Genomic DNA, 18563 nt, shown 5'->3' on the forward strand with positions numbered 1-18563 from the left:
GATCTTGCCGAGGCCGGGCCGGTGGTGAAGAATTCCTTCACATGACGGGTGGCGTACGGCGACGGGCGTCAGCCGACCGTCGACCCGAAGACCTCGTCCCGGACGGCGTCCAGCGCCGTGCGCAGCGCGCCGCGCAGGATCGGCTCCTCGGTCAGCCCGGTCGGCACCACCCGGGGCCGGACCAGCGTGATCGCGGCGACCTCCTGCTGCACCCGCTCGGCCAGCGCCGCCCCGCCGGCCTGCCCGACCTCGCCGGCGAGCACCACCAGCGGCGGGTCCAGCACCACGCAGGTGCTGGCCACGCCGAGGGCCAGCCGCCGGGCCAGCTCGTCGAGCATCGGGGCGCCGGCCGTACCGGCGGCGACGGCGTCGCGCACCGCGTCGGCCGCGCAGCCGGCGTCGAAGCCGTGCTCACGGGCCACCGCGTGAACCGCGTCCGCCCCGGCGAGCTGCTGGAACGCCGGCTTGGCCCGGCGGGAGACGTCGCGCGGGATCGGCACGCCGGGCACCGGCAGGTAGCCGATCTCACCCGCCGCGCCGCTGCTGCCGTGGTGCAGCCGCCCGCCCAGCATGATCGCCAGACCGACGCCGGCGCCCACCCAGACCAGCACGAAGTCCGCCAGCCCCTGGGCCGCGCCGGACTGCGCCTCGGCGACGGCGGCCAGGTTGACGTCGTTCTCGAAGACCACCGGGGTGTGCAGGTCCTCGCGGAGCGCGGCGAGCAGGCCGCGGTGCCAGCGCGGCAGGTTGAAGGCGAAGGTGATGTCGCCGGTGCCCGGGTCCACCAGGCCGGGGGTGCCCAGCACCACCCGCCGCACGCTGGACAGCTCCGCGCCGGCGCTGCTCGCCGCCCGCACCACCGCGTTGTGCACCACGCCGACCGGGTCGTCGGTGTCCCGGGTGGACTGCTCCACCCGGCCGATGACGGCTCCGGTGATGTCGGCGCAGGCCGCCACCACCCGCTCCGCGCCGACGTCCACGCCGACCACGTGCGCGCTGCCCGGGCGTACCGCGTAGAGCTGGGCGTTCGGGCCCCGCCCGCCGGCCTGCTCACCGACCCGGGTGACCAGCCCGCGTTCCTCCAGCCGCTCGACCAGCTGCGAGGCGGTGACCTTGGACAGGCCGGTCAGCTCGCCGAGCCGGGCCCGGGTCAGCGGGCCCCGTTCGAGCAGCAGTTCCAGTGCCGCTCGGTCGTTGAGCGCCCGCAACAGGCGGGGTGTGCCGGGCAGCCGGGTCGCACTCATGCCACGTCCTCTGATTTCCGTAAACTTCGCCAACCGAATCGACCTGCGGGCGGGTGCCCGTAGCGTATCGGCCACCCCGTACCCGGGAACTCGGACGACCGACCGCTCCCGGTGCGACACTCGTGCCGTCCGGCACCGAAGGGGGAAAGACACGTGGGGCTGGATCCAGGACTGCGCCGGCTCGCGCTGGGCACGCTGCTCGCCGCGTACCCGGGGCCGGTGCCGCCGGAGTGGGCCGTCGACCTGGTCGCCGAGGGGCTGGCCGGGCACACCCTGTTCGGCACCAACGTCCACGATCCCGCGCAGGTGGCCGCGAGCACCCTCGCGCTGCGCGCCGGCCGGCCGGACGTGCTGATCGCCATCGACGAGGAGGGCGGCGACGTCACCCGACTGGCGCACGCCACCGGCAGCCCGTACCCGGGCAACGCGGCGCTCGGCGCGGTCGACGACACCGCGCTCACCGGCCGGGTCTACGCGGCCATCGGCGCCGAGCTGGCCGCCCTCGGCATCACCGTCAACCTGGCCCCGACCGTCGACGTCAACACCGCCGACGAGAACCCGGTGATCGGCACCCGGTCGTTCGGCGCCGACCCGGCCCGGGTCGCCGCCCACGCCGCCGCCGCCGTCGAGGGTCTCCAGTCGGTCGGGGTCGCCGCCTGCGCCAAGCACTTCCCCGGGCACGGCGCCACCGTGGCCGACTCGCACCACGAGCTGCCCACCGTGGACGTGTCCCCGGCCCTGCTGCGCGAGCGCGACCTGCCGCCGTTCGCGGCGGTCGTCGAGGCGGGCGCCCGGGCCGTGATGACCGCCCACATCCGGGTGCCGGCGCTCACCGGGGACGGGCCGGCCACGTTCAGCCGGGCCGTCCTGGTCGACCTGCTCCGCGGCGAGTACGGCTTCACCGGCACGGTGATCACCGACGCGCTGGAGATGCAGGGCGCCGCGCTGGCCGCCGGCGGGGTCGGGCCGGCCGCCGTGCGCGCGCTGGCCGCCGGCGCGGACCTGCTCTGCATCGGCGCGAAGGTCGACGCCGCCCTGGTCGAGCACGTGGCCGGCGAGATCGTCGCGGCGATCGGCGACGGCCGGCTGGACCGCGCCCGGGTCGAGGAGGCGGCCGGCCGCACCGCCGCGCTCGCCGCCTGGACCCGGGCCGCCGGCATCCCGCCGACCATCCCCACCGACCTCGGGTACGCCGCCGCGCGCCGGGCGGTCCGCGTCGAGGGCGAGGTCGACGGGCTGGCCCGGCCGCTGGTGGTGCAGCTGCACGCCACCGCCACCATGGCCGAGGGGCGGGTGCCGTGGGGCCTGGGCCCGCACCTGGACGGCCTGGAGGAGGTACGCGTCGTCGCCACCGAGACGGATGCCGCCGCGCTGGGGCGGCTCGCCGACGGCCGGCCGATCGTGCTGGTCGGGCGGCACCTGCACCGGCTGCCCGGCGGCGCCGAGCTGGTCGACGCGCTGGCCGCCGCGTACCCGGTGACCGTGGTCGAGATGGGCTGGCCGGGGCGCTGGCGGCCGACCGGCGCGCGCGCGTTCGTCACCACCTACGGGGCGAGCCACGCCAACGGCCGGGCGGCGGCGGAGGCGCTGGGGCTGATCGGCTGAGACCCGGTTGCGGCGCCGCCCCCGGACAAGGGTGGCCGGTTCCTAGGCGGCGGGGGCGTCGGGGTCGACGGCGGACGGGTTCCGGTGCCGGGGCGCGAGCCCGACCAGGCTGTCGACGCCGGTGATCCGCAGCACCCGGGCCACCACCGGCTGCGGGTCGACCACCCGGAACCTGGCGCCCCGACCGACGGCCTCGGCGGCCCCGCGCAGCAGGGCGGCGACGCCGGTCGAGTCCAGGAAGGGCACCTCGGCGAGGTCCACGACCAGCTCCACCGTGTCCGGCAGGTCGAGGGCGGCGTCCAGGGCGTCCTGCACCACGGCGGCGGTGGCGATGTCCAGGTCGCCGACGGGCCGCAGGACGATCCGCCCGCCGTCCTCGTGCCGCCTGTCCACCCGCATGTCCCGCTCCTCGCCGAGCTGCCACCGTCGCGGCACGACGATACCCGCCGGGCGGCGCGACAGCCTGGATCGCGGTCCGCCGTCCGCTCACCCCGCACGCTCCGTCACCATCGCCGTCGACCGGGTCGACGACCCTTGCCGCAGCTCAAGTCCACTACCGGACACGCCGAAACGGTCGGTTACCTCTTGCTCACGGGCCGATCCGTACGTAGCGTCACCATCAACGGGACCGGTCGGCGGGTACGCCGGCACACGGAGGGCCTGGGGGGAAGGCTGCGGACCGTGGATTCGGCCCGGAATCCACGGTCCGCGCCCTGCCAGCACGACGCCGCGCGGCGCGGTCAGCGCGGCGCCACACCCGCGCGACCGGTCACCGGGGATAGACGCCGTACGATCGCCAGCCCCGGTCCGGGAAGCCGGCCGCCTCCGCCACCCGGGCCGAGGCGACGTTGGCCGGGTCGTGCCGGTACGTCGGGACGGCGCCCTCGTCGAGCACCCGCCGGGCGGCCTGGGCGACCAGCCGGCGGGCCAGGCCCCGGCCGCGCGCGGCCGGCGTCGTCCCCACCGCCAGCTCGTGTCCGTGCGGGTCGTGTCGCTTGATCCCGACACCGGCGAGGTAGCCGCCGTCGGTGTCCCGGACCACCAGCACCTCCCGGTCGAACAGCCGCAGCCAGGGAGGGAACGCCGGGTCGGTCGGCGGGACCCAGCGCCCCACCTCGGGCAGCGGGGCCGGGTCCAGGCACCACCGGAAGACGTCGTCGGCCAGCATCCAGTCCGGTTGGCCGACGGCGGCGGGCAGCGCCGCGAGCAGCTCGGCCTCCGGCCCACGGGCCAGCGCGCGGATCGCCGCCACCCGCTCCGGCGGCACCGAGAGCACGGTGCTGCCGGCGGCCTGGACGGCGATCGCCGGTCGCAGCCGCCCGTCCCAGGCCGGTCGCCCGCGCCGGCGGGAGCCGACGACGTGCAGGCCGGGGCCGGCCGGCCACTGGCCCAGCCAGGTGACCAGGTGCAGGTAGAGCCGGCGGTCGAGCACCGGACACCTCCCTCGCCCGCTCGGGTACGACCACCTCGTCGTGATCACCGTACGCCGTGCCGGCCGGGCCGACCTTCCGTTGCGCTCGACGGGGGCCGGTTGACGGCCTGGCCGCCCGGGTAGACGTACTGAGCGAGGCCGATGTCCGGGAACCCGAGACATCGATCGACCGTCATATTCATTTCCATACATGTACAACTTCTTTTGGGACGGTAATGGTCATGCCGAATCAGCCGAATGACCGGTACCAGCAGGACACCGCGAGGATCTGGCGGGCGGCCGAGGCCGCCGGGCGATTTCCGGCCCAACCGCCGTACCGGGAGGCGCGGACCGGGCGCGGGGTGAACGCCGCGCTCTCCTGGGGCGACCTCAACAGCCTTCCCGCGGGCGTCTCCTCCCGCCGGGGCCTCACCGCCCGCTGACCGCGCCGGAGAAAGCGGCGACACACCCGGGGCGTCCAGCCGGGGCTTTCGCACACCTGTCGGGTAGCGTCTTGTGGTCCGAAACTCGGCCTACGACAGGAGAAGCTCCGCGCATGGGCAAGAAGACGATCCACGTCTCCGACTTCAGTGGCACGGTACTGCAGGCCGACGACGAGGTGGTCAAGGTCGTCGTGCTGGAGCACCCTGACCTGGTGGCCGGGCCCGTGCAACTGGACGCCACCCCGATCGAGGTGGAGAGCATCGACGACGCGGCGCTGGACGTGGCGGTGGTGGAGATCCACGACCGGCACGGCGGCGGCGAGCCGCGCCGGGTGGTGCTGACCGCCAGCGAGTTCGACGCGATGGCCACCGACGTACCGATGGCCCAACTGCTGCGCACCGCCGAGCGGGTACGCCCGCCGAAGGCGCGCAAGAGCGCCGAAAAGATCGACTACGGCACCATCGAGCACGCCGGCCGGCCGCACCGCGGCCGGGTCACCGAGGAGGAGGCCCGACTGGTCCGCGAGCAGCTGGACGAGGTGAACAAGCGCCTCGCCGACGCCGGGATCCGGCAGGTCGACCCGACCGACCCCGAGCACGCCGCCCGCTACGGCTTCCCCGTCGCCGTCGCCTGACCCCGTACCCGTCGATGGCCGGGGCGTCCCCCCGTGCCGCGCCCCGGCCACCGACGGACCGTCACCGCCCCCGCGCCGGCCGTGCGGGCCGGCGGGAGACGGTCCATCTGGGACTCTGCCGACATCCGGAGGGCGGGAACTCCCCGGTGCGGGGGACATCGCGTCCCCCGCGGGGGTCACCGGTACAGCGCCAGGGTGGCCATGATGCGTTCCTCGACACCGTCCTTGCCCAGTCCCAGCCCGGAGAGCACGCCCGAGCCGTCCTCCAGCTCCAGCAGGGCGAGCAGGATGTGCTCGGTGCCGATGTAGTTGTGCCCGAGGCGCAGCGCCTCCCGGAAGGTCAGTTCGAGGGCCTTCTTGCCCTGCGCGTCGTAGGGGATCAGGTCGGGCACCTGGTCGGCGGGGGGCGGGAGCGCCACCGTCACCGCCTGCCGCACGGCGTCCAGCGATACGCCCTCGTCGACGATCGCCTTGGCGGCCAGCGCGTCCGGCTCGGCCAGCAGCCCCAGTACCAGGTGCTCGGCGCGGATCTCCGCGTGCCCGGTGGCCCGGGCCTCGTTCTGCGAGGCCATCACGACGTTGCGGGCCCGCGGGGTGAAGCGGCCGAAGCCGGCGCTCGGGTCGAGGGCGGCGGCCGCGTCGACCTTCGCGGCGGAGCGCTTCTGGGCGGCCTGCTTGCTGACCCCCATGCTCTTGCCGATTTCGGTCCACGAGGCACCGGAGCGCCGGGCCTGGTCCACGAAGTGGCCGATCAGGTGGTCGGCCAGCTCGTCCAGGTGGTCGGCCGCGATGACCGCGTCGCTGAGCTGATCGAGCGCGTCGGGATGGGCCTTCTTGATGGCCCGGATGAGGTCGTCGAGGCGTACCGGGTTCGTCATCTGGATGGGATCCGTCATGCGTCAACCATAGGTTGACGACCCTCGTGCGTCAACCACTGGTTGACGACCGGGATCGACGTGGGCGGCGATGATGCGCCGATGGGACGTGGGAGCCGGACCTTGAATTCTCACGGCGTGTTCCCGCAAGCCTCCAAGATCCGGCCGAGGCGTCGTCGGTTGCGCTCAGGCCACCGCAGCCTCGACGGGCTCCACGTCGTTGTCCGCGATGAGGAGATCCACGAGTTGCTTCTGGATGCCGTCGTACGCGGGATGGTGCACGACAGTCGTACGGTTGCGTGGCCGGGGAATCGGTACGTCGATGGTGGTGCGCACCGACGGGTAGGGCAGGTTGGCCATCACCACGATCCGGTCCGCGAGCAGGATCGCCTCGTCCAGACCGTGCGTCACCATCAACACGGTCTCGGTCTCCGACTCGCTGTCCCACAGGTCGACGAGTTGCTGCTGCAGCCGGGAGCGGGTCAGCGCGTCCAGGGCGCCGAACGGCTCGTCGAGCAACAGTGTTCGGGGCGCAACCGCGAACGCCCGGGCCACCGCCGCACGCTGCGCCATGCCGCCGGAGACCTGCCCCGGCCGCTTGTTGCGGTGCTCCCACAGCGATACCGCGGTCAGGTACCGCTCGACCATCTCGTCGACCCGGGCCCGCTTCCAGTCCGGGCGGGACTCCTGCACCGCAACCCGGACGTTCTGCCGCAGGCTCAGCCACGGCAGCAGCGAGTAGTTCTGGAACACCATCGCGCGGTCGGGCCCCGGCCCGGTGACCGGCTGCCCGTCGATCCGCACCGTGCCGCTGTCCGCCGTGACCAGCCCGCCGACGATGTTGAGCAGGGTCGACTTTCCGCAGCCGGAGTGCCCGATGAAGGAGACGAACTCGCCGGTGTCGATGGTCAGGTCGACGCCGCGCAGCACCTCCTGGGGCGCGTGCCCCCGGCGCCGGAACGATTTGCGGACGCCGTTGATGGCGATGGTCATCCGTGTACCTCCTCAGGAGTGACCCACCGGGAGAGCATGAGCAGGATCGTGTCGAGGACGAGCCCGACCACACCGATGAGCACGATTGCCGCGACCACCTTGTCGAGTTCCAGGGCGTTGTACGAGTTCCAGACGAAGTAACCGATGCCGGAGTTGCCCTGGAGCATCTCGACCGCGACGATGACCATCCAGCCGATGCCCATGGACAGCCGCAGGCCGGTGATGATGGAGGGCAGCGCGTTGGGTATCAGCACGTGCCACAGGTACGCCAGCGGTCGGAACTTGAAGACCAGTGCCACGTTGCGCTGGTCGCGGGGGATGGAACCGGCACCCGCCGCGGTGTTGATCAGAGTGGGCCACAGCGCGGTGATGAAGATGACGATGACCGCCGACTGTGCCGGTTCCTCGATGATGTAGAGCCAGATCGGGAACCAGGCCAGTGGCGACACCGGACGGAGCACCTGCACGAGCGGGTTGAGCGCGGACCAGACGGGTCGGACCGCGCCCATGATCAGCCCGAGCGCGATGCCGACCAGCGCGGCCAGACCGAATCCCAGGAACACCCGCCTCAGCGAGACGTACAGGTGCAGACCGATGCCCTTGTCGTTGGTGGTGTTGAAGAACGGTCGGCTGAGCAGGTCGCCGAGGGTCCGGGCGCTGTCGAGCGGACCCGGCACCGCGGTTGAGCCAAGGGTCGCGAACTGCCAGAGCGCCACGAACACCGCGAGACCGACCACGGCCCAGAGGGCGGCCACCAGGAAGCTGGCCAGTCGACTGCCCCACGCGGTCAACCAGGAGGGTGTCGCCGGGCCACGGTGGCCGGCAACGTCGATGTCTGCGGTCGGGGCCGCCGACCGCGATCCGTTTCCGGCGGCTGGCGTCGCCGGCGCGCCGATTCCCTCGCCTGCCCCATCGGCCGGGGCGACTGACGTCAGCGTGGGACCACTCGAGTCGTTCGCGGCCGGCGCGACGGCGCTCGGTGTTGCGTCGCCCGAGGTCATGGCCGCCTGGCCTCGTCCGCGACGTTCTTCGGGTCAAACATGATGTTGTCCAATTTGATGTGGAAGGGTGCCATGTCGTCGTCCGGAATCTTGATGCCCTCGGCGGCGGCGACCTTCGCATAAAGGTCGTGCAGGATGAGTTCGTCGGCGAGCTTGGCGTAGTCCGGAGTTTCCTTGACGAGGCCGAAGCGCTGGTACTGGGCAAGGAACCAGTACACATGGGAGCGTCGCGGGAGCGACGTCTCGCCGTCCCGGAAGAACATCATCTGATCGCCGGTGTAGGTCTTGGTGCCGAGACCGGCGCCGAGGTCGTACTGGCCGAGCAGTCGGCCCTTGATGTTGGCGGCCGGCGCGTTGACGTAGCCCACCGGCGCCAGCATGTCGGCCAGCTTGTCGCGGTTGGCGAGGTCGTCCAGCCACCTGGCGGCCTTGAGCGTGGCCTTCATGATGTCGGCCAACGTGTCCTGGTCATTGGTGAGCTTGGCACCCACCACCAGCGCCTTCTCCGGGTGGTGCTGCCAGATGTCCTGAGTGGTGATGTGGGTGAACCCGATGTCCTTCTGAACCGCCACCGCACCCCACGGCTCGCCCACGCAGTACCCGTCCTGGTTGTTGGCGGCCATGTTGGACACCATCTGCGGTGGCGGAACCGCCGAGACCTGGATGTTGGAGGTGTCGGCCTTGGTGGCCTTGAGCCAGTAGCGCAGCCATGTGTCGTGGGTGCCGCCCGGGAAGGTCATGGCCAGCTTGGGCTTCTCCTTCTCGAGGAGCTCCTTCGCCGCACCGAGGTCACCGTAACCGGCACCGGCGTACGCCTTCTTCAGCGTGATGGCCTGGCCGTTGTTGTTCAGCACCATGGCGATCTTGAGGTCGGTCGTGCCGGCCTTTCCGCCGATGCCCATCGCGACCGACAGCGGCATGCTGAACAGGACGTGCCCGCCGTCGATCTCGCCGCTCAGAAGGTTGTCCCGGGTCGCCGGCCACGATGCCTGCTTGATCAGTTCGACGTCCAGGCCACGCTCGGCGAAGTAGCCGAGCTGCTTGGCCGCGATCAATGGCGCGCAGTCGGTGAGCGCGATGAATCCGAGTTTGACCTTGCGCAGGTTCTTACCGCCAGCGCCGGCGGCCTGGCCGGGGTTTTCATCGACAGCGCACGCGGTCAGGATGCTACCGGCAGCCGCCACGGCGGCAGCAGATCCGGTAAGGCGAAGAAAGCCGCGGCGGTTCAGGGAGGTGGTCATGGCCCGAGACCGTAGGGTCGCCGGAAATCATGGGCATTGCCGAGCCATCAACTCCACGTGAGGCGAGGTGCACAAGGCATTTGTTGCGCCGCGGTTAATGAATCCGACGAGCGGATGTGTCGGAGACATCATGCCACGAAGAGCTTCGATGGGAGAAACGGCTCACCACTTGCTGTACGGCCGGCAACGTACCAGAAACGCACCGCCCCCAGACTCCCCGCATGACGTCGACCGGAGCTGGCCCGACGTTGACAGGATATACGGTGGTCGTTACCGACAGCGGCCAGCAACATGTCGCGGCGCTGCTACGTCAGCACGGGGCGGTGATCGTTGACCTACCGGTGTTGCGTACCGTGCCCGGCTACCGGGACGCGAGATTGCGCATCGCCACCCGGCGGCTCATCCAGGCTCCGGTCGATCATGTCCTCGCCACCACCGCGGCGGGATGGACACGGTGGCTGTCCGCGGCGGCAGCATGGGGACTGTCGGATCCGCTCCGGTCCGGGCTCAGCTCCGCGAGCATCCTGTCGATGAACGAGTCGGTCAGCGCCTCACTGGTGGAGACCGGCTTCACCCACGACTGGGTGTCGTCGACCGGCGACCTCGGCGAGGCGGTGACCTGGCTGCTCGGCCGCGACCCGGTGAGCCGCCGGGTCGCGGTGACGACCGACGACGCGCTGCCGGCGCGATCGGTCGACAGACTCCGCACGCACGGCATCGAGGTGATGGTCGTGCCGACCCGTGGCTCGGCTCGACCAGTCGGCCTGGCACCGCTGAACCGGCTCGCACAGATGGTCATCCAGCGCGAGGTGCACGCGGTCACGTTCGCCACCGCCGCCGGAGCGAGCGCGCTGGTCGACTTCACGACCCGGGCCGGTCGCGGGTACCTGCTGCTGCGTGCGCTGGCGACGGACGTCGCGGTCGCGACCGCCCACGCGGAGTCGGCCTCGTTCTTCCGCTCCCGGGACATACCGGTCTCCTGGGCGGCCGACGGCAGCTCCGACGAACTCGCCCGGCACCTCGTGGAGGTCCTGGTGGCGCGCCGCCGGCAGTTCCATGCCCGCGGTCATCGCTTCACCGTGCAGGGCAATGCCGTGCTGGTCAACGGTACGACTATCCGGCTCGGGTCGCGGCCGGCGACCGTCATGCGCTCCCTCGCCGACTACCCGGGTCACACGCTGTCCCGCAGCACCATCGAACGGTTCGTACCCATGTCCCACCGCGGCGGAAGCTTCGGCGCCGACCAGGCCGTATGGCGCCTGCGGGCGGAGCTCGGAGAATACGGCTGGCTCGTGGCCACCGACATCGGCCGGGGCTACCGCCTCATCGTGGACTGAGCGCGGTCCGTCCATTGCCGAGATCTGGAACGGCGCACGCCTGCGCGACCGCATTGCTCATGAGGCGGCGGGACCTGCGGTCGGGCAGGTAGCAGTAGCTGCAGTCGAGGTTGCAGAAGCTGGTGGGGGCTGCATGACCAGGGTGTGGAAGCTACCGGCGATCGCCGGATGGCCGGTAGCACTGGTAAGAGCAGATACCAGCGGTGCGCATCCCGCGACGCTGCCCGTCACGGACACGCACCACCATGCTGGCGAAGGCGGCATTCACGACTTCGACTCGGACGGCGACGTTGATCCCCCGGTTGGCTCGGCGGGTCACCGCGGCGATTACCACGATCGGACGCGGCGGCGTCTACCTCGAGGACGGAGCCGCGCTCCCGACCAGGTAGACGGCCTCATGAGCCGTGGACGGTGTCTGCGACCGACGGGGACCACTCGCTCGGTCTCGCGGCTGCTATCTCAATCAAAGCCGCAGCCGGTAGCGGCGTCAGCGGTCGTGGCCGCGCGCCGCATCGGCGCGGACGTCGATGCTCAGGGCATCGACGGCCATCCGGGTCAGCTCGGGAAGCTGGTCCTCGGTGAGGGCGACGCCCTGCAAATTGTCCAGTGGTGCCGCGAAGGCGTGCAGCCGGCTGCCCCGCAGATCGGCACCGTCGAGACGGCAGGAGTCCAGTTCCAAATCGCTCAGGTCGCACGACCGCAATGCGACACCGGAGAGCCGGCAGGACGACCAGGTGCCCTGGACGAGGGTGCAGTCGGTGAAGGCCACCGAACCGGCGGCGCTGACGCGGTTCAGGGTGGCGTAGTCGAACCGGCAGTTGTCGAACAGGACATCCTTCAGGCGAACGTCGATGAGTCGGCTCCCGGTGAATCGGGAGCCGGTGACCGAGCACCGCTCGATGCTGACGCCGGTGAGGGCCGCCCCGGACAGGTCCGTCCGGACGATCTCGCAGCCGTAGAGTGCGCCGCCCTCCCAGGTGATCTCACCGAGATCCGCTCCGGTGATCTGGCAGCCTCGGATGCTCCAGTCGGCGATCTGTTGACCTCGCCAGGAGACGTTCTCCACGAGGCCGTCGCGGAGGTCGCTGTCGGGTAGGTCGGTGACCTGGTCGAGGTCTTCCGGGTCGAGGTCGGGCAGGAGGATCGTCACGTCGCCCACGGTGGTCGTACGCATGTCTTTCCAACCTGTTCGGGCGCGGGGCGGGCATGCCACCCCGCGCGTCGACTCGAGCCGCCGGTCGGACGGGCTACTTCTTCTTGTTCCAGTTGTCCCAGCCGGGGCGGCTGTCAAACTTCCCCTTGTTGTCCCAGGTGGGGCGGTTGTCGAACTTGGCCGCGTCGATCGACGCTACCGCGTGCTCCGGGTCGACGCCGAGGAGGGCGAGGCGGTCCGGCGGGGCGTCGAGAAGCGCGGCGAGGGCGTTGGTCATGACGGTCCTCCTTGAGGGGTGAGGTGATCCGCGGCGGCGCGGATCAGGGCTTGCCGGGTCGTGCGGCAGTAAGCGGTCTCCCGGGCGGTGAAGGTGCCGTGTTCGAAGTAGCGGTTGCCGGCCTGGGCGCTCCGGCAGAAGTCGTAGAACGTGCAGCGGTCCGCACAATCGTTGAGCGCCGTCACGAACTCGCTGACGTATCGCAGCTCTTGAGCGCGGGCGAGCATGCCGCCGATCGGCTCGCGAAGGACGTTGCCCGCAATGAAGTCGGCGTACTGCGGGCTTGTGATGCCGAGCAGTTCCGGTGACAGCAGGACCACCTGACCGTCGTGGGCGACTGTGGGGATCGGTTCGTACGGGCCGTGGTCGGTGAGACCGGCGCGGGTGGCGCCAAGGTAGTCGGCCAAGCGATCCAGGTCGCGGATCCGGAGCGGACCGCCGGCGAGCCGGTGCCGGACGAGTCGGCTCCAGAACCGGTACGCGGCTTCCTCCGGCACCGGCGTGCGGGCGGCGCCTTCCTGCTCCTCGATGTTGAAGCCCACCGACTCGCAGTCCGGCAGGGCGGTGAAGAACTCGACGAGGTCGTCGGCGTGGCCGATGGTTTCGGGTGTGACGACGCGCGCGCAGGCGGTCGCAACCGGGACGGACATGAGCTGGCGGGAGCGCCGGTCGGGTAGGTAGCAGTAGCTGCAGTTCAAGTTGCAGAAGCTGGTGGGCTGCAGGAACAGAGTGTGGAAGGCCCCGACAATGGCCAGCTGTCCTGTCGTGGCGATGATGCCGATGTCCCGGACGGTCATGTCTCCTCCGGTATCAGCGGTTCGGTGGCGGCCGGGCGGCTGCGGTGCCGGGCCGGCCAGCCGAGGAATCTGTCGAACATGTCCCTGACGTCGCCCGTGGTTCGCGGGTTGAGTCGGTGCAGGTCGTCGATGGCCTCGTGTAGGCAGCCGGACAGGTAGAGCAGCAGGTTGAGCCGGCTGTCCTGGTAGCTGGCCAGGAGAGCGAGCTTGGCCCGTCCGCACGGCCAGGGCTGCCCGCAGGCCCTGCATAGCCAGAGCGGACGCAGCGGCAGATGCTCCGACGGCATCTTCGGGTCAGCCTCAGCGGCAGATGGGCCGTCGCCGTTCATCGACGGTCGCTCTCCCGCGCCTGCCGCTCGAACACGATCCGCCAGACGTGCGTCAGCAGCGGCGGATCGGCCCGGTTCGGCCGTGTCAAGGTCGGAACCCCCGCTGCGCGGTCTGGCGCCAGCTCACCGGTCGCGGCGTACCGCGACACGTACACCGTCATAGCCGGCCCCCGGCCGGCGCTGGCCTCTGTGTGCGGTGGGCTTGCCGGGATCCCGGCAAGCCCACCGCCGTCGGCCGGCGGCTGGGAGCAGACCGCCGGTCACCCGCCCACGCAGCCCTGCTGGCGGTACGCGAACGGGGAGTCACCCGTGCGGTCGACGGAGTGCCCGGCGCGAGCACTTGCCGGTGCGTCGGGTCGCGTTCCGACCTGTCGCCGATCGGCACGTCCATCTTGATTTCCCTGCCGTGAGGTTGCCGCTGGCCCACCGGCGCACCGCTGTGGGCCGGCGCGTCGGCACATCCAGGCTGGCTTGGGCGGTGGCCGGACGGAATGTCTCGCCGGTGCACCCGCAGTGCACCTGCCGTCACCCCACGTGCGGCTACCATCACCTCCACCGATGACTGTCCGTTCCGGAAGGACGTGCGATGGCTACGGTGACGACCTGGACCGGCCAGGACGCGAACGCGCTCCGGAATGCGTTGCGGATGAGCGTGACCGCCTTCGCCGAGCACCTCGGCGCGGCGCGGCGGACCGTGGCCAAGTGGAGCAGCCAGGGCGACAAGGTGCTCCCCCGCGCGGACATGCAAGCCGCGCTGGACACCGTGCTGGCCCGAGCCACACCTGAGGTACGGGAACGCTTCGAGGCGCTGCGTGCGGTTGGCACCAGCGGTGCAGCTGTGGGTGCTGCGCGGCCGGATGCCGGCGCGCATGCGGATACTGGCGATGACGGAGACGGTGACTCGGGCTCGGGCTCGGGGGGTGACGTGAGACGGAGAGACCTTCTACGCGGGGCGGCGATCGGCGTCGCTGCCGCGCCCAACGTCGCTCCGCTGCTCGACGCGTTCTTCTCGCCCGCGCACTCGGACGGTGCGGCTCTCTCCTTCCCGCAGTTCTCCCGGTCCGTCGCCTCCGCCAAGGTCGACTATCAGGCCTGCCGGTACGAGCGCGTACTCGACCGGCTTGTGACGCTGCTGCCGTCCCTCGAGCCGGTGAAGTCCGGCGCGGAGGGCGATCAGCGGCCACGGGTCGAGGTCCTGGCCGCCGACCTGTACCACGTCGTTGGCAGCGTCCTGCTGAAGGTGGGCGATCCCGGGATGGCCCTGGTAACGGCCGAGAGAAGCACCAGGGCCGCTGCCATGAGCCAGGACCCGGTGGCGATCGCCGCGAGCGCCCGGATCATGACCCATGCGCTCATGGGCAACGGCCACGACGCCCAGGCGGTGACCCTCGCTGGGAATGCTGCCGACTCGCTCGACCGGGACACCCGCCTCGCGTCGACCGATGCGGTGGCCGTCTACGGCGCCCTCGTCCTTCGAGGGGCCATCGCCGCCGCCCGCCGAGACGACCGGGACACCGCACACGCGATGCTCGATGAGGCAACCCGCGCTGCAACCCGCCTCGGCTACGACGGCAACGACCGGTGGACCGGCTTCGGCGCCACCAACGTCCTGCTGCACCGGGTCAACATCTCGCTGACCCTCGGCGACGCCGGAACGGCCATCGCGATCGCCCGCAAGGTGCCGCTTGAGAAAGTGACGCTGGCTGAGCGCAAGGCGTCCCTGTTCGTTGACGTGGCACGCGCCTACACCCAGTGGGGCCGCTACGAGCACGGCCTCAGCGCGCTGCGCACCGCGTACGAGGTGGCACCGGAAGAGATCCGCTGCCGACCAGCGGTCCAGCGCACCGCTAGCGACCTCGCCATGCTCGCCAACGGCTTCGTCCGCACTGCCGCTGTCGGCTTCGCCCACGACGCCGGGATCCGGTTGTGACCGCCGGTCACCTCCAAGTCGTCGTCTGCGGCGCCGGGCCCGCCACCGACGTACTCCAACTGGCCCAGGTCGCGGGCGCACGTGGCTGGACGGTGGCCGTCACCGCGACCCCCAGCGCCCTGGATTTCATCGATCCGACCGCGATCGAGGCAGCAACGGGCAGTCCCATCCGGTCCAGCTACCAGTCATCACCCGGCGCTCGCCGGTCGCTTCCTCCCGCCGACGCGCTGGTCGTCGCGCCCGCCACCTACAACTCGATCAGCAAGATCGCCCTCGGCCTGGCCGACAACTACGCCATGACCTCCGTCGCCGAACTCATCGGACGGCAGGTACCGACCGTCATCGTCCCCTTCGTCAACGCCGCCCTCGCCGCACGGGCGCCCTTTCAACGCGCGGTGGCGGCCCTACGCGACGAGCGGATACGCGTCCTGCTGGGCTCCGAGGACGGATGGGATCCGCACCAGCCCGGCGGCGGCAACGAGCGGCAGAAAGTCTTTCCCTGGGCGGTGGCGTTCGAGACAGCAGCCCAGCTTGCCAAGGAAGCTCGATCGGCCGTTCCCGGCCACCCCTGACCTCGATCGAGTCAGCCACCGTGTCACGCCGCACCCATCCAGCTGCCCGCGAAGAGATGAACCGGATCGCTGTCATTGACTGCGGCGGCAGCGGCAAATTCACCCTCGCCCGGCAGGTCACGGCGCTCCTCGGCCACCCGCTGACCCGCCTCGACGCCGTTTACTACGACGACTTTGAAACCGGGGGTGTGCCCCCTCGACGTCCCAAAGCGAGCGCGATGAACGCCGGCTCTCGTTCCGCACGAGTTCTAAAGTCGATCAAAATAAGCGAGCCCCTATGGGACGCTCTACGGGACTTCCTCTTCGGTCGAGTAGACCTCCGGCATCTGGTGTTCGACGCCCTTGTTCCACTGGTGCCGCTGGGCGGCGTACTCCGCGTCCAGGGAAATGAGCCAACCGCCGGGACCGCGAGATTGGGCGCCGCACGAGCAGCGCCAGTGGTAGAGCGTCCGAGTATTGCTGCCGGTGCGGTCAGACGCGGCGCCACTGAGCGCCCGCAGAATCTTCTCGATCATGGGTGGCCTCCCGTTGCCGCGCCAGCAGGAGTCTAGGTCCCACGGGCTCGGACCAGTCCCATGCGCTAACCGAAGAGCCGACTACGGAAGCCACAGAACCGGCATAACGCGTTCAAGCAAGATCGGCCCGCCCCCAACGCTAGGCCACCCGGAAACCACCGACAGCCGCGACCCCGTCCACCCGGCCACCCCATACCTGGCCGCCACCGAACGGCGTCCCCGAACACCCGCCGCGTCCAACCGGCGTCGACCCGGTCCGACGGCTCCGGAGCACCCACAGAGCGACCCACCCACCACCGACGTACCCGAAAAAGGCCCCGACCCGGTGTGAACCACCAGGTCAGGGCCTTGCTCGTTGGTGCGCCGCCAGGGACTCGAACCCCGAACCCGCGGATTAAGAGGACCCTCGCTCGGTGGCGGCCATCGTGTGTGACCTGCTGCGGAGCCCCGTGCTGGTCTTGCTCCCCGTGCCGCTTTTGCATTGCCGTTGGGGTCGTACGGGGGTCAGGAACTCCTTGACCCCCAGGCAACGATCAGACCCCCCGTAGGCGGCCTAGCTAGGTGGGGCGACGGGCCAGCCAGACCGTACGCTCCGTGCGCACCGTGAAGTCGGTGCGGTGCGGAAGGTCGGCGGCCAGCTGCTCCAGGGCGGCCAGGTCCTCGGCCGGGAGGCGGTCCTCCAGGCCGTGGCGGATGCGGCCCAGCGAGATCTCCGCGTAGCGGCCGGTCGCGGCGGGCAGCGGCGGCCGAAGGACGAGGTCGAAGTGGCGCTCCGCCTCGACGGTGTAGCCCGCGCCGGCCAGCCGCTCGCCCCACGCCTCGCCCATGTGCAGGCCGTGTTCGAGGCGCTTGGCGGCGAGCAGGGCCTGGCACCGCTCCTCCAGCGCGGCGCCGGCCGGGTCGTCCAGGAAGCGCGGGAACGAGTCGAGTTCGACCACGGCGAACAGGCCGCCGGGGCGGGTCAGCTCGTACGCCCGGGCCAGCGCCCTGTCCGGGTCACCGATGTGGTGCAGGGACGCGGATGCCCAGATCAGGTCGGCCGGCTCGAGCTGCGGCCAGGGCTGGTCCAGATCCGCGCCTACGGTCCGGATCCGGTCCCCCAGGCCCTCCTCGTCCGCCTTGTGCCGCAGGTGCGCGAGCATCTCCTCGTCGACATCGACGGCGGTGATCCGGGCGGCGGGCAGGTGGCGGGCCAGCGATCGGCTGCCGACGCCCGTGCCCGCGCCGAGGTCGACGATGTGCGGCCGGTCCGGCAGCTGTGCGCCGACCCAGCCGATCAGTTCCGCGTAATACTCGTGCAGGACGGCGGCGTCGAGTTCGAGCATCTCGCCCAGGTGCGTGTGTGCCATGCGCCGACCGTACGCCGATCATGCGCCGTTGGCATAAGGTCTTGCGTATGAAGCAAGACGGAGATCTGGACGCCCTCGTCCGGCAGCGCATCCGCGGATTGCGGACGGCCCGCGGGTGGTCGCTGGACGAGCTGGCGGCGCGCAGCTATCTGAGCCCGTCCACGCTGAGCCGAATCGAGACCGGCCACCGGCGCATCGCGCTCGACCAGCTCACCCCGATCGCCCGGGCGCTGGGCATCACGCTGGACCAGCTGGTCGAGGCGGGCGGGGACGACGACGTGGTGATCCGGCCACACCACGAGCCGGAGCGGGGCATCACCACGTGGCTGCTGTCCCAGGGCGACGCCGCGCCCCGGATGACGGTCGCCAAGCTGCGGATCACCCGGCCGATCCCGGCGGATCTGCGGGTGCACCCGGGGCGCGACTGGTTCACCGTGCTCTCCGGGACCGTGGTGTTGCAACTCGGCGAGCGGACCATCCGGGTCGAGGCGGGCGAGGCTGCCGAGTTCTCCACGATGGTGCCGCACGCGTTCGGCGCGGACCGCGGACCGGCCGAGGTGCTGTGCATCCTCGACCACGACGGCGAGCGCACCCACCTCGGCCCGGCGCGCTGACCGGAGCATTGGCTTAAGTCCGACGATTGCGGGTATCCGCTTCTGCCGCTGACCGCGCGCCTCTAACGGGCCGTCGAGTCCGCCCGGCGTCCGGCTGAGTAGTAACTCCATGTAACAGCCGCAGCCCATCGCGCGGAAACCCGTAACGCGTCAAGTGGAACCAATGCGTCACGCATCAAGTGAAGCCCGACATTTGCCGGCAGCCGGCTGTCCGGTTTGAGGACCTGCGTGACATATCGGTA

Annotated in this window: 21 protein-coding genes and 1 pseudogene; 7 read left to right on the plus strand and 15 right to left on the minus strand. The window is 71.0% G+C overall.

The genetic code is table 11. The features are described from left to right. Positions 1-68 precede the first annotated feature (68 nt). A complete protein-coding gene (locus ACTMTB_RS11175) occupies positions 69-1244 on the minus strand; it encodes an ROK family transcriptional regulator (RefSeq protein WP_441144724.1) in 1176 nt (391 codons plus the stop codon). Positions 1245-1397: 153 nt separating this feature from the next. On the opposite strand from ACTMTB_RS11175, the gene ACTMTB_RS11180 reads away from it, so the two are divergent. Beyond that, positions 1398-2849: a glycoside hydrolase family 3 protein gene (locus ACTMTB_RS11180; RefSeq protein WP_441144726.1), complete on the plus strand. Its 1452-nt coding sequence runs from the start codon at positions 1398-1400 to the stop codon at positions 2847-2849. Positions 2850-2891: 42 nt separating this feature from the next. On the opposite strand, the gene ACTMTB_RS11185 is transcribed toward ACTMTB_RS11180, so the two are convergent. Continuing rightward, positions 2892-3284 carry an STAS domain-containing protein gene (locus tag ACTMTB_RS11185; protein ID WP_441144728.1) on the minus strand — a complete coding sequence of 131 codons (393 nt, stop codon included), beginning with the start codon at positions 3282-3284 and terminating at the stop codon, positions 2892-2894. Between the two features lie 334 nt (positions 3285-3618). Then, complete coding sequence (locus tag ACTMTB_RS11190) at positions 3619-4281, minus strand: GNAT family N-acetyltransferase (RefSeq protein WP_441144730.1); 663 nt, start codon at positions 4279-4281, stop codon at positions 3619-3621. A 221-nt stretch (positions 4282-4502) separates the two neighbouring features. Between ACTMTB_RS11190 and ACTMTB_RS11195 the strand changes: the two genes are divergently transcribed. Continuing rightward, a complete protein-coding gene (locus tag ACTMTB_RS11195; protein ID WP_154943277.1) occupies positions 4503-4703 on the plus strand; it encodes a DNA repair protein in 201 nt (66 codons plus the stop codon). A 113-nt stretch (positions 4704-4816) separates the two neighbouring features. After that, positions 4817-5338 carry a hypothetical protein gene (locus tag ACTMTB_RS11200; protein WP_441144732.1) on the plus strand — a complete coding sequence of 174 codons (522 nt, stop codon included), beginning with the start codon at positions 4817-4819 and terminating at the stop codon, positions 5336-5338. A 176-nt stretch (positions 5339-5514) separates the two neighbouring features. On the opposite strand, the gene ACTMTB_RS11205 is transcribed toward ACTMTB_RS11200, so the two are convergent. The 4 genes from ACTMTB_RS11205 to ACTMTB_RS11220 all read right to left on the minus strand — a co-directional run bounded on the left by ACTMTB_RS11205 (position 5515) and on the right by ACTMTB_RS11220 (position 9448). Then, entirely contained in the window at positions 5515-6234 is a 720-nt protein-coding gene (locus ACTMTB_RS11205) for a Clp protease N-terminal domain-containing protein (protein ID WP_441144734.1), read from the minus strand. Positions 6235-6399: 165 nt separating this feature from the next. Continuing rightward, entirely contained in the window at positions 6400-7206 is an 807-nt protein-coding gene (locus tag ACTMTB_RS11210) for an ABC transporter ATP-binding protein (protein ID WP_441144736.1), read from the minus strand. Then, the gene (ntrB, locus tag ACTMTB_RS11215) at positions 7203-7997 is read right to left on the minus strand and encodes a nitrate ABC transporter permease (protein ID WP_441144738.1); all 795 of its coding nucleotides are present in this window, start codon (positions 7995-7997) and stop codon (positions 7203-7205) included. Before ntrB ends, ACTMTB_RS11210 begins: the two co-directional genes overlap by 4 nt. Positions 7998-8203: 206 nt before the next feature. After that, complete coding sequence (locus ACTMTB_RS11220; RefSeq protein WP_441144740.1) at positions 8204-9448, minus strand: CmpA/NrtA family ABC transporter substrate-binding protein; 1245 nt, start codon at positions 9446-9448, stop codon at positions 8204-8206. A gap of 263 nt (positions 9449-9711) precedes the next feature. Here ACTMTB_RS11220 and ACTMTB_RS11225 point away from each other — a divergent pair, with 263 nt between their 5' ends. After that, complete coding sequence (locus ACTMTB_RS11225; RefSeq protein ID WP_441144742.1) at positions 9712-10785, plus strand: uroporphyrinogen-III synthase; 1074 nt, start codon at positions 9712-9714, stop codon at positions 10783-10785. Between the two features lie 31 nt (positions 10786-10816). Here ACTMTB_RS11225 and ACTMTB_RS11230 read toward each other — a convergent pair. From ACTMTB_RS11230 to amcA (ACTMTB_RS11255), 6 genes and pseudogenes are all read right to left on the minus strand, one after another. Further along, positions 10817-10986, minus strand: a pseudogene (locus tag ACTMTB_RS11230) (cyclophane-forming radical SAM peptide maturase AmcB); the annotation flags it as partial. Between the two features lie 286 nt (positions 10987-11272). Next, positions 11273-11959, minus strand: a complete 687-nt coding sequence (locus ACTMTB_RS11235) for a pentapeptide repeat-containing protein (RefSeq protein ID WP_441144744.1) — start codon at positions 11957-11959, stop codon at positions 11273-11275. 73 nt (positions 11960-12032) lie between these two features. Beyond that, the gene (gene amcA, locus ACTMTB_RS11240) at positions 12033-12215 is read right to left on the minus strand and encodes a multiple cyclophane-containing RiPP AmcA (protein ID WP_441144746.1); all 183 of its coding nucleotides are present in this window, start codon (positions 12213-12215) and stop codon (positions 12033-12035) included. Beyond that, on the minus strand, positions 12212-13012 hold the full coding sequence (locus ACTMTB_RS11245; protein WP_441144748.1) for a hypothetical protein: 801 nt from the start codon (positions 13010-13012) through the stop codon (positions 12212-12214). The genes amcA (ACTMTB_RS11240) and ACTMTB_RS11245 overlap by 4 nt, the downstream gene beginning before the upstream one ends. Further along, a complete protein-coding gene (locus tag ACTMTB_RS11250) occupies positions 13009-13341 on the minus strand; it encodes a hypothetical protein (RefSeq protein WP_441144750.1) in 333 nt (110 codons plus the stop codon). The genes ACTMTB_RS11245 and ACTMTB_RS11250 overlap by 4 nt, the downstream gene beginning before the upstream one ends. After that, positions 13338-13502, minus strand: coding sequence for a multiple cyclophane-containing RiPP AmcA (gene amcA, locus ACTMTB_RS11255; RefSeq protein ID WP_441144752.1), 165 nt, complete (start codon positions 13500-13502; stop codon positions 13338-13340). The genes ACTMTB_RS11250 and amcA (ACTMTB_RS11255) overlap by 4 nt, the downstream gene beginning before the upstream one ends. 425 nt (positions 13503-13927) lie before the next feature. Between amcA (ACTMTB_RS11255) and ACTMTB_RS11260 the strand changes: the two genes are divergently transcribed. Together ACTMTB_RS11260 and ACTMTB_RS11265 are read left to right on the plus strand one after the other, a co-directional pair. Further along, positions 13928-15271 (plus strand): hypothetical protein, encoded by a 1344-nt coding sequence (locus ACTMTB_RS11260; protein WP_441144754.1) that lies wholly within the window; start codon positions 13928-13930, stop codon positions 15269-15271. Then, positions 15268-15843: a flavoprotein gene (locus ACTMTB_RS11265; protein WP_441144756.1), complete on the plus strand. Its 576-nt coding sequence runs from the start codon at positions 15268-15270 to the stop codon at positions 15841-15843. Before ACTMTB_RS11260 ends, ACTMTB_RS11265 begins: the two co-directional genes overlap by 4 nt. A gap of 287 nt (positions 15844-16130) precedes the next feature. On the opposite strand, the gene ACTMTB_RS11270 is transcribed toward ACTMTB_RS11265, so the two are convergent. Beyond that, positions 16131-16358, minus strand: coding sequence for a hypothetical protein (locus tag ACTMTB_RS11270; RefSeq protein WP_441144758.1), 228 nt, complete (start codon positions 16356-16358; stop codon positions 16131-16133). A 557-nt stretch (positions 16359-16915) separates the two neighbouring features. Continuing rightward, entirely contained in the window at positions 16916-17707 is a 792-nt protein-coding gene (locus ACTMTB_RS11275) for a class I SAM-dependent methyltransferase (protein ID WP_441144760.1), read from the minus strand. A gap of 47 nt (positions 17708-17754) precedes the next feature. Here ACTMTB_RS11275 and ACTMTB_RS11280 point away from each other — a divergent pair, with 47 nt between their 5' ends. Then, complete coding sequence (locus tag ACTMTB_RS11280; protein ID WP_441144762.1) at positions 17755-18321, plus strand: helix-turn-helix domain-containing protein; 567 nt, start codon at positions 17755-17757, stop codon at positions 18319-18321. The last annotated feature ends 242 nt before the right edge of the window (positions 18322-18563 follow it).

The organism is Micromonospora sp. L32 (assembly GCF_052068055.1).
Lineage (GTDB): Bacteria > Actinomycetota > Actinomycetes > Mycobacteriales > Micromonosporaceae > Micromonospora > Micromonospora purpureochromogenes.

Bases quoted from the DNA above. Each gene is read 5' to 3' on its own strand.
- ACTMTB_RS11275 (WP_441144760.1), bottom strand. From the start codon at position 17,707: ATGGCACACACGCACCTGGGCGAGATGCTCGAACTCGACGCCGCCGTC.
- ACTMTB_RS11270 (WP_441144758.1), bottom strand. From the start codon at position 16,358: ATGATCGAGAAGATTCTGCGGGCGCTCAGTGGCGCCGCGTCTGACCGC.
- ACTMTB_RS11195 (WP_154943277.1), top strand. From the start codon at position 4,503: ATGCCGAATCAGCCGAATGACCGGTACCAGCAGGACACCGCGAGGATC.
- ACTMTB_RS11260 (WP_441144754.1), top strand. From the start codon at position 13,928: ATGGCTACGGTGACGACCTGGACCGGCCAGGACGCGAACGCGCTCCGG.
- ACTMTB_RS11245 (WP_441144748.1), bottom strand. From the start codon at position 13,012: ATGACCGTCCGGGACATCGGCATCATCGCCACGACAGGACAGCTGGCC.
- ACTMTB_RS11250 (WP_441144750.1), bottom strand. From the start codon at position 13,341: ATGAACGGCGACGGCCCATCTGCCGCTGAGGCTGACCCGAAGATGCCG.
- amcA (WP_441144752.1), bottom strand. From the start codon at position 13,502: ATGACGGTGTACGTGTCGCGGTACGCCGCGACCGGTGAGCTGGCGCCA.
- ACTMTB_RS11235 (WP_441144744.1), bottom strand. From the start codon at position 11,959: ATGCGTACGACCACCGTGGGCGACGTGACGATCCTCCTGCCCGACCTC.
- amcA (WP_441144746.1), bottom strand. From the start codon at position 12,215: ATGACCAACGCCCTCGCCGCGCTTCTCGACGCCCCGCCGGACCGCCTC.
- ACTMTB_RS11210 (WP_441144736.1), bottom strand. From the start codon at position 7,206: ATGACCATCGCCATCAACGGCGTCCGCAAATCGTTCCGGCGCCGGGGG.
- ACTMTB_RS11200 (WP_441144732.1), top strand. From the start codon at position 4,817: ATGGGCAAGAAGACGATCCACGTCTCCGACTTCAGTGGCACGGTACTG.
- ACTMTB_RS11220 (WP_441144740.1), bottom strand. From the start codon at position 9,448: ATGACCACCTCCCTGAACCGCCGCGGCTTTCTTCGCCTTACCGGATCT.
- ACTMTB_RS11175 (WP_441144724.1), bottom strand. From the start codon at position 1,244: ATGAGTGCGACCCGGCTGCCCGGCACACCCCGCCTGTTGCGGGCGCTC.
- ACTMTB_RS11205 (WP_441144734.1), bottom strand. From the start codon at position 6,234: ATGACGGATCCCATCCAGATGACGAACCCGGTACGCCTCGACGACCTC.
- ACTMTB_RS11280 (WP_441144762.1), top strand. From the start codon at position 17,755: ATGAAGCAAGACGGAGATCTGGACGCCCTCGTCCGGCAGCGCATCCGC.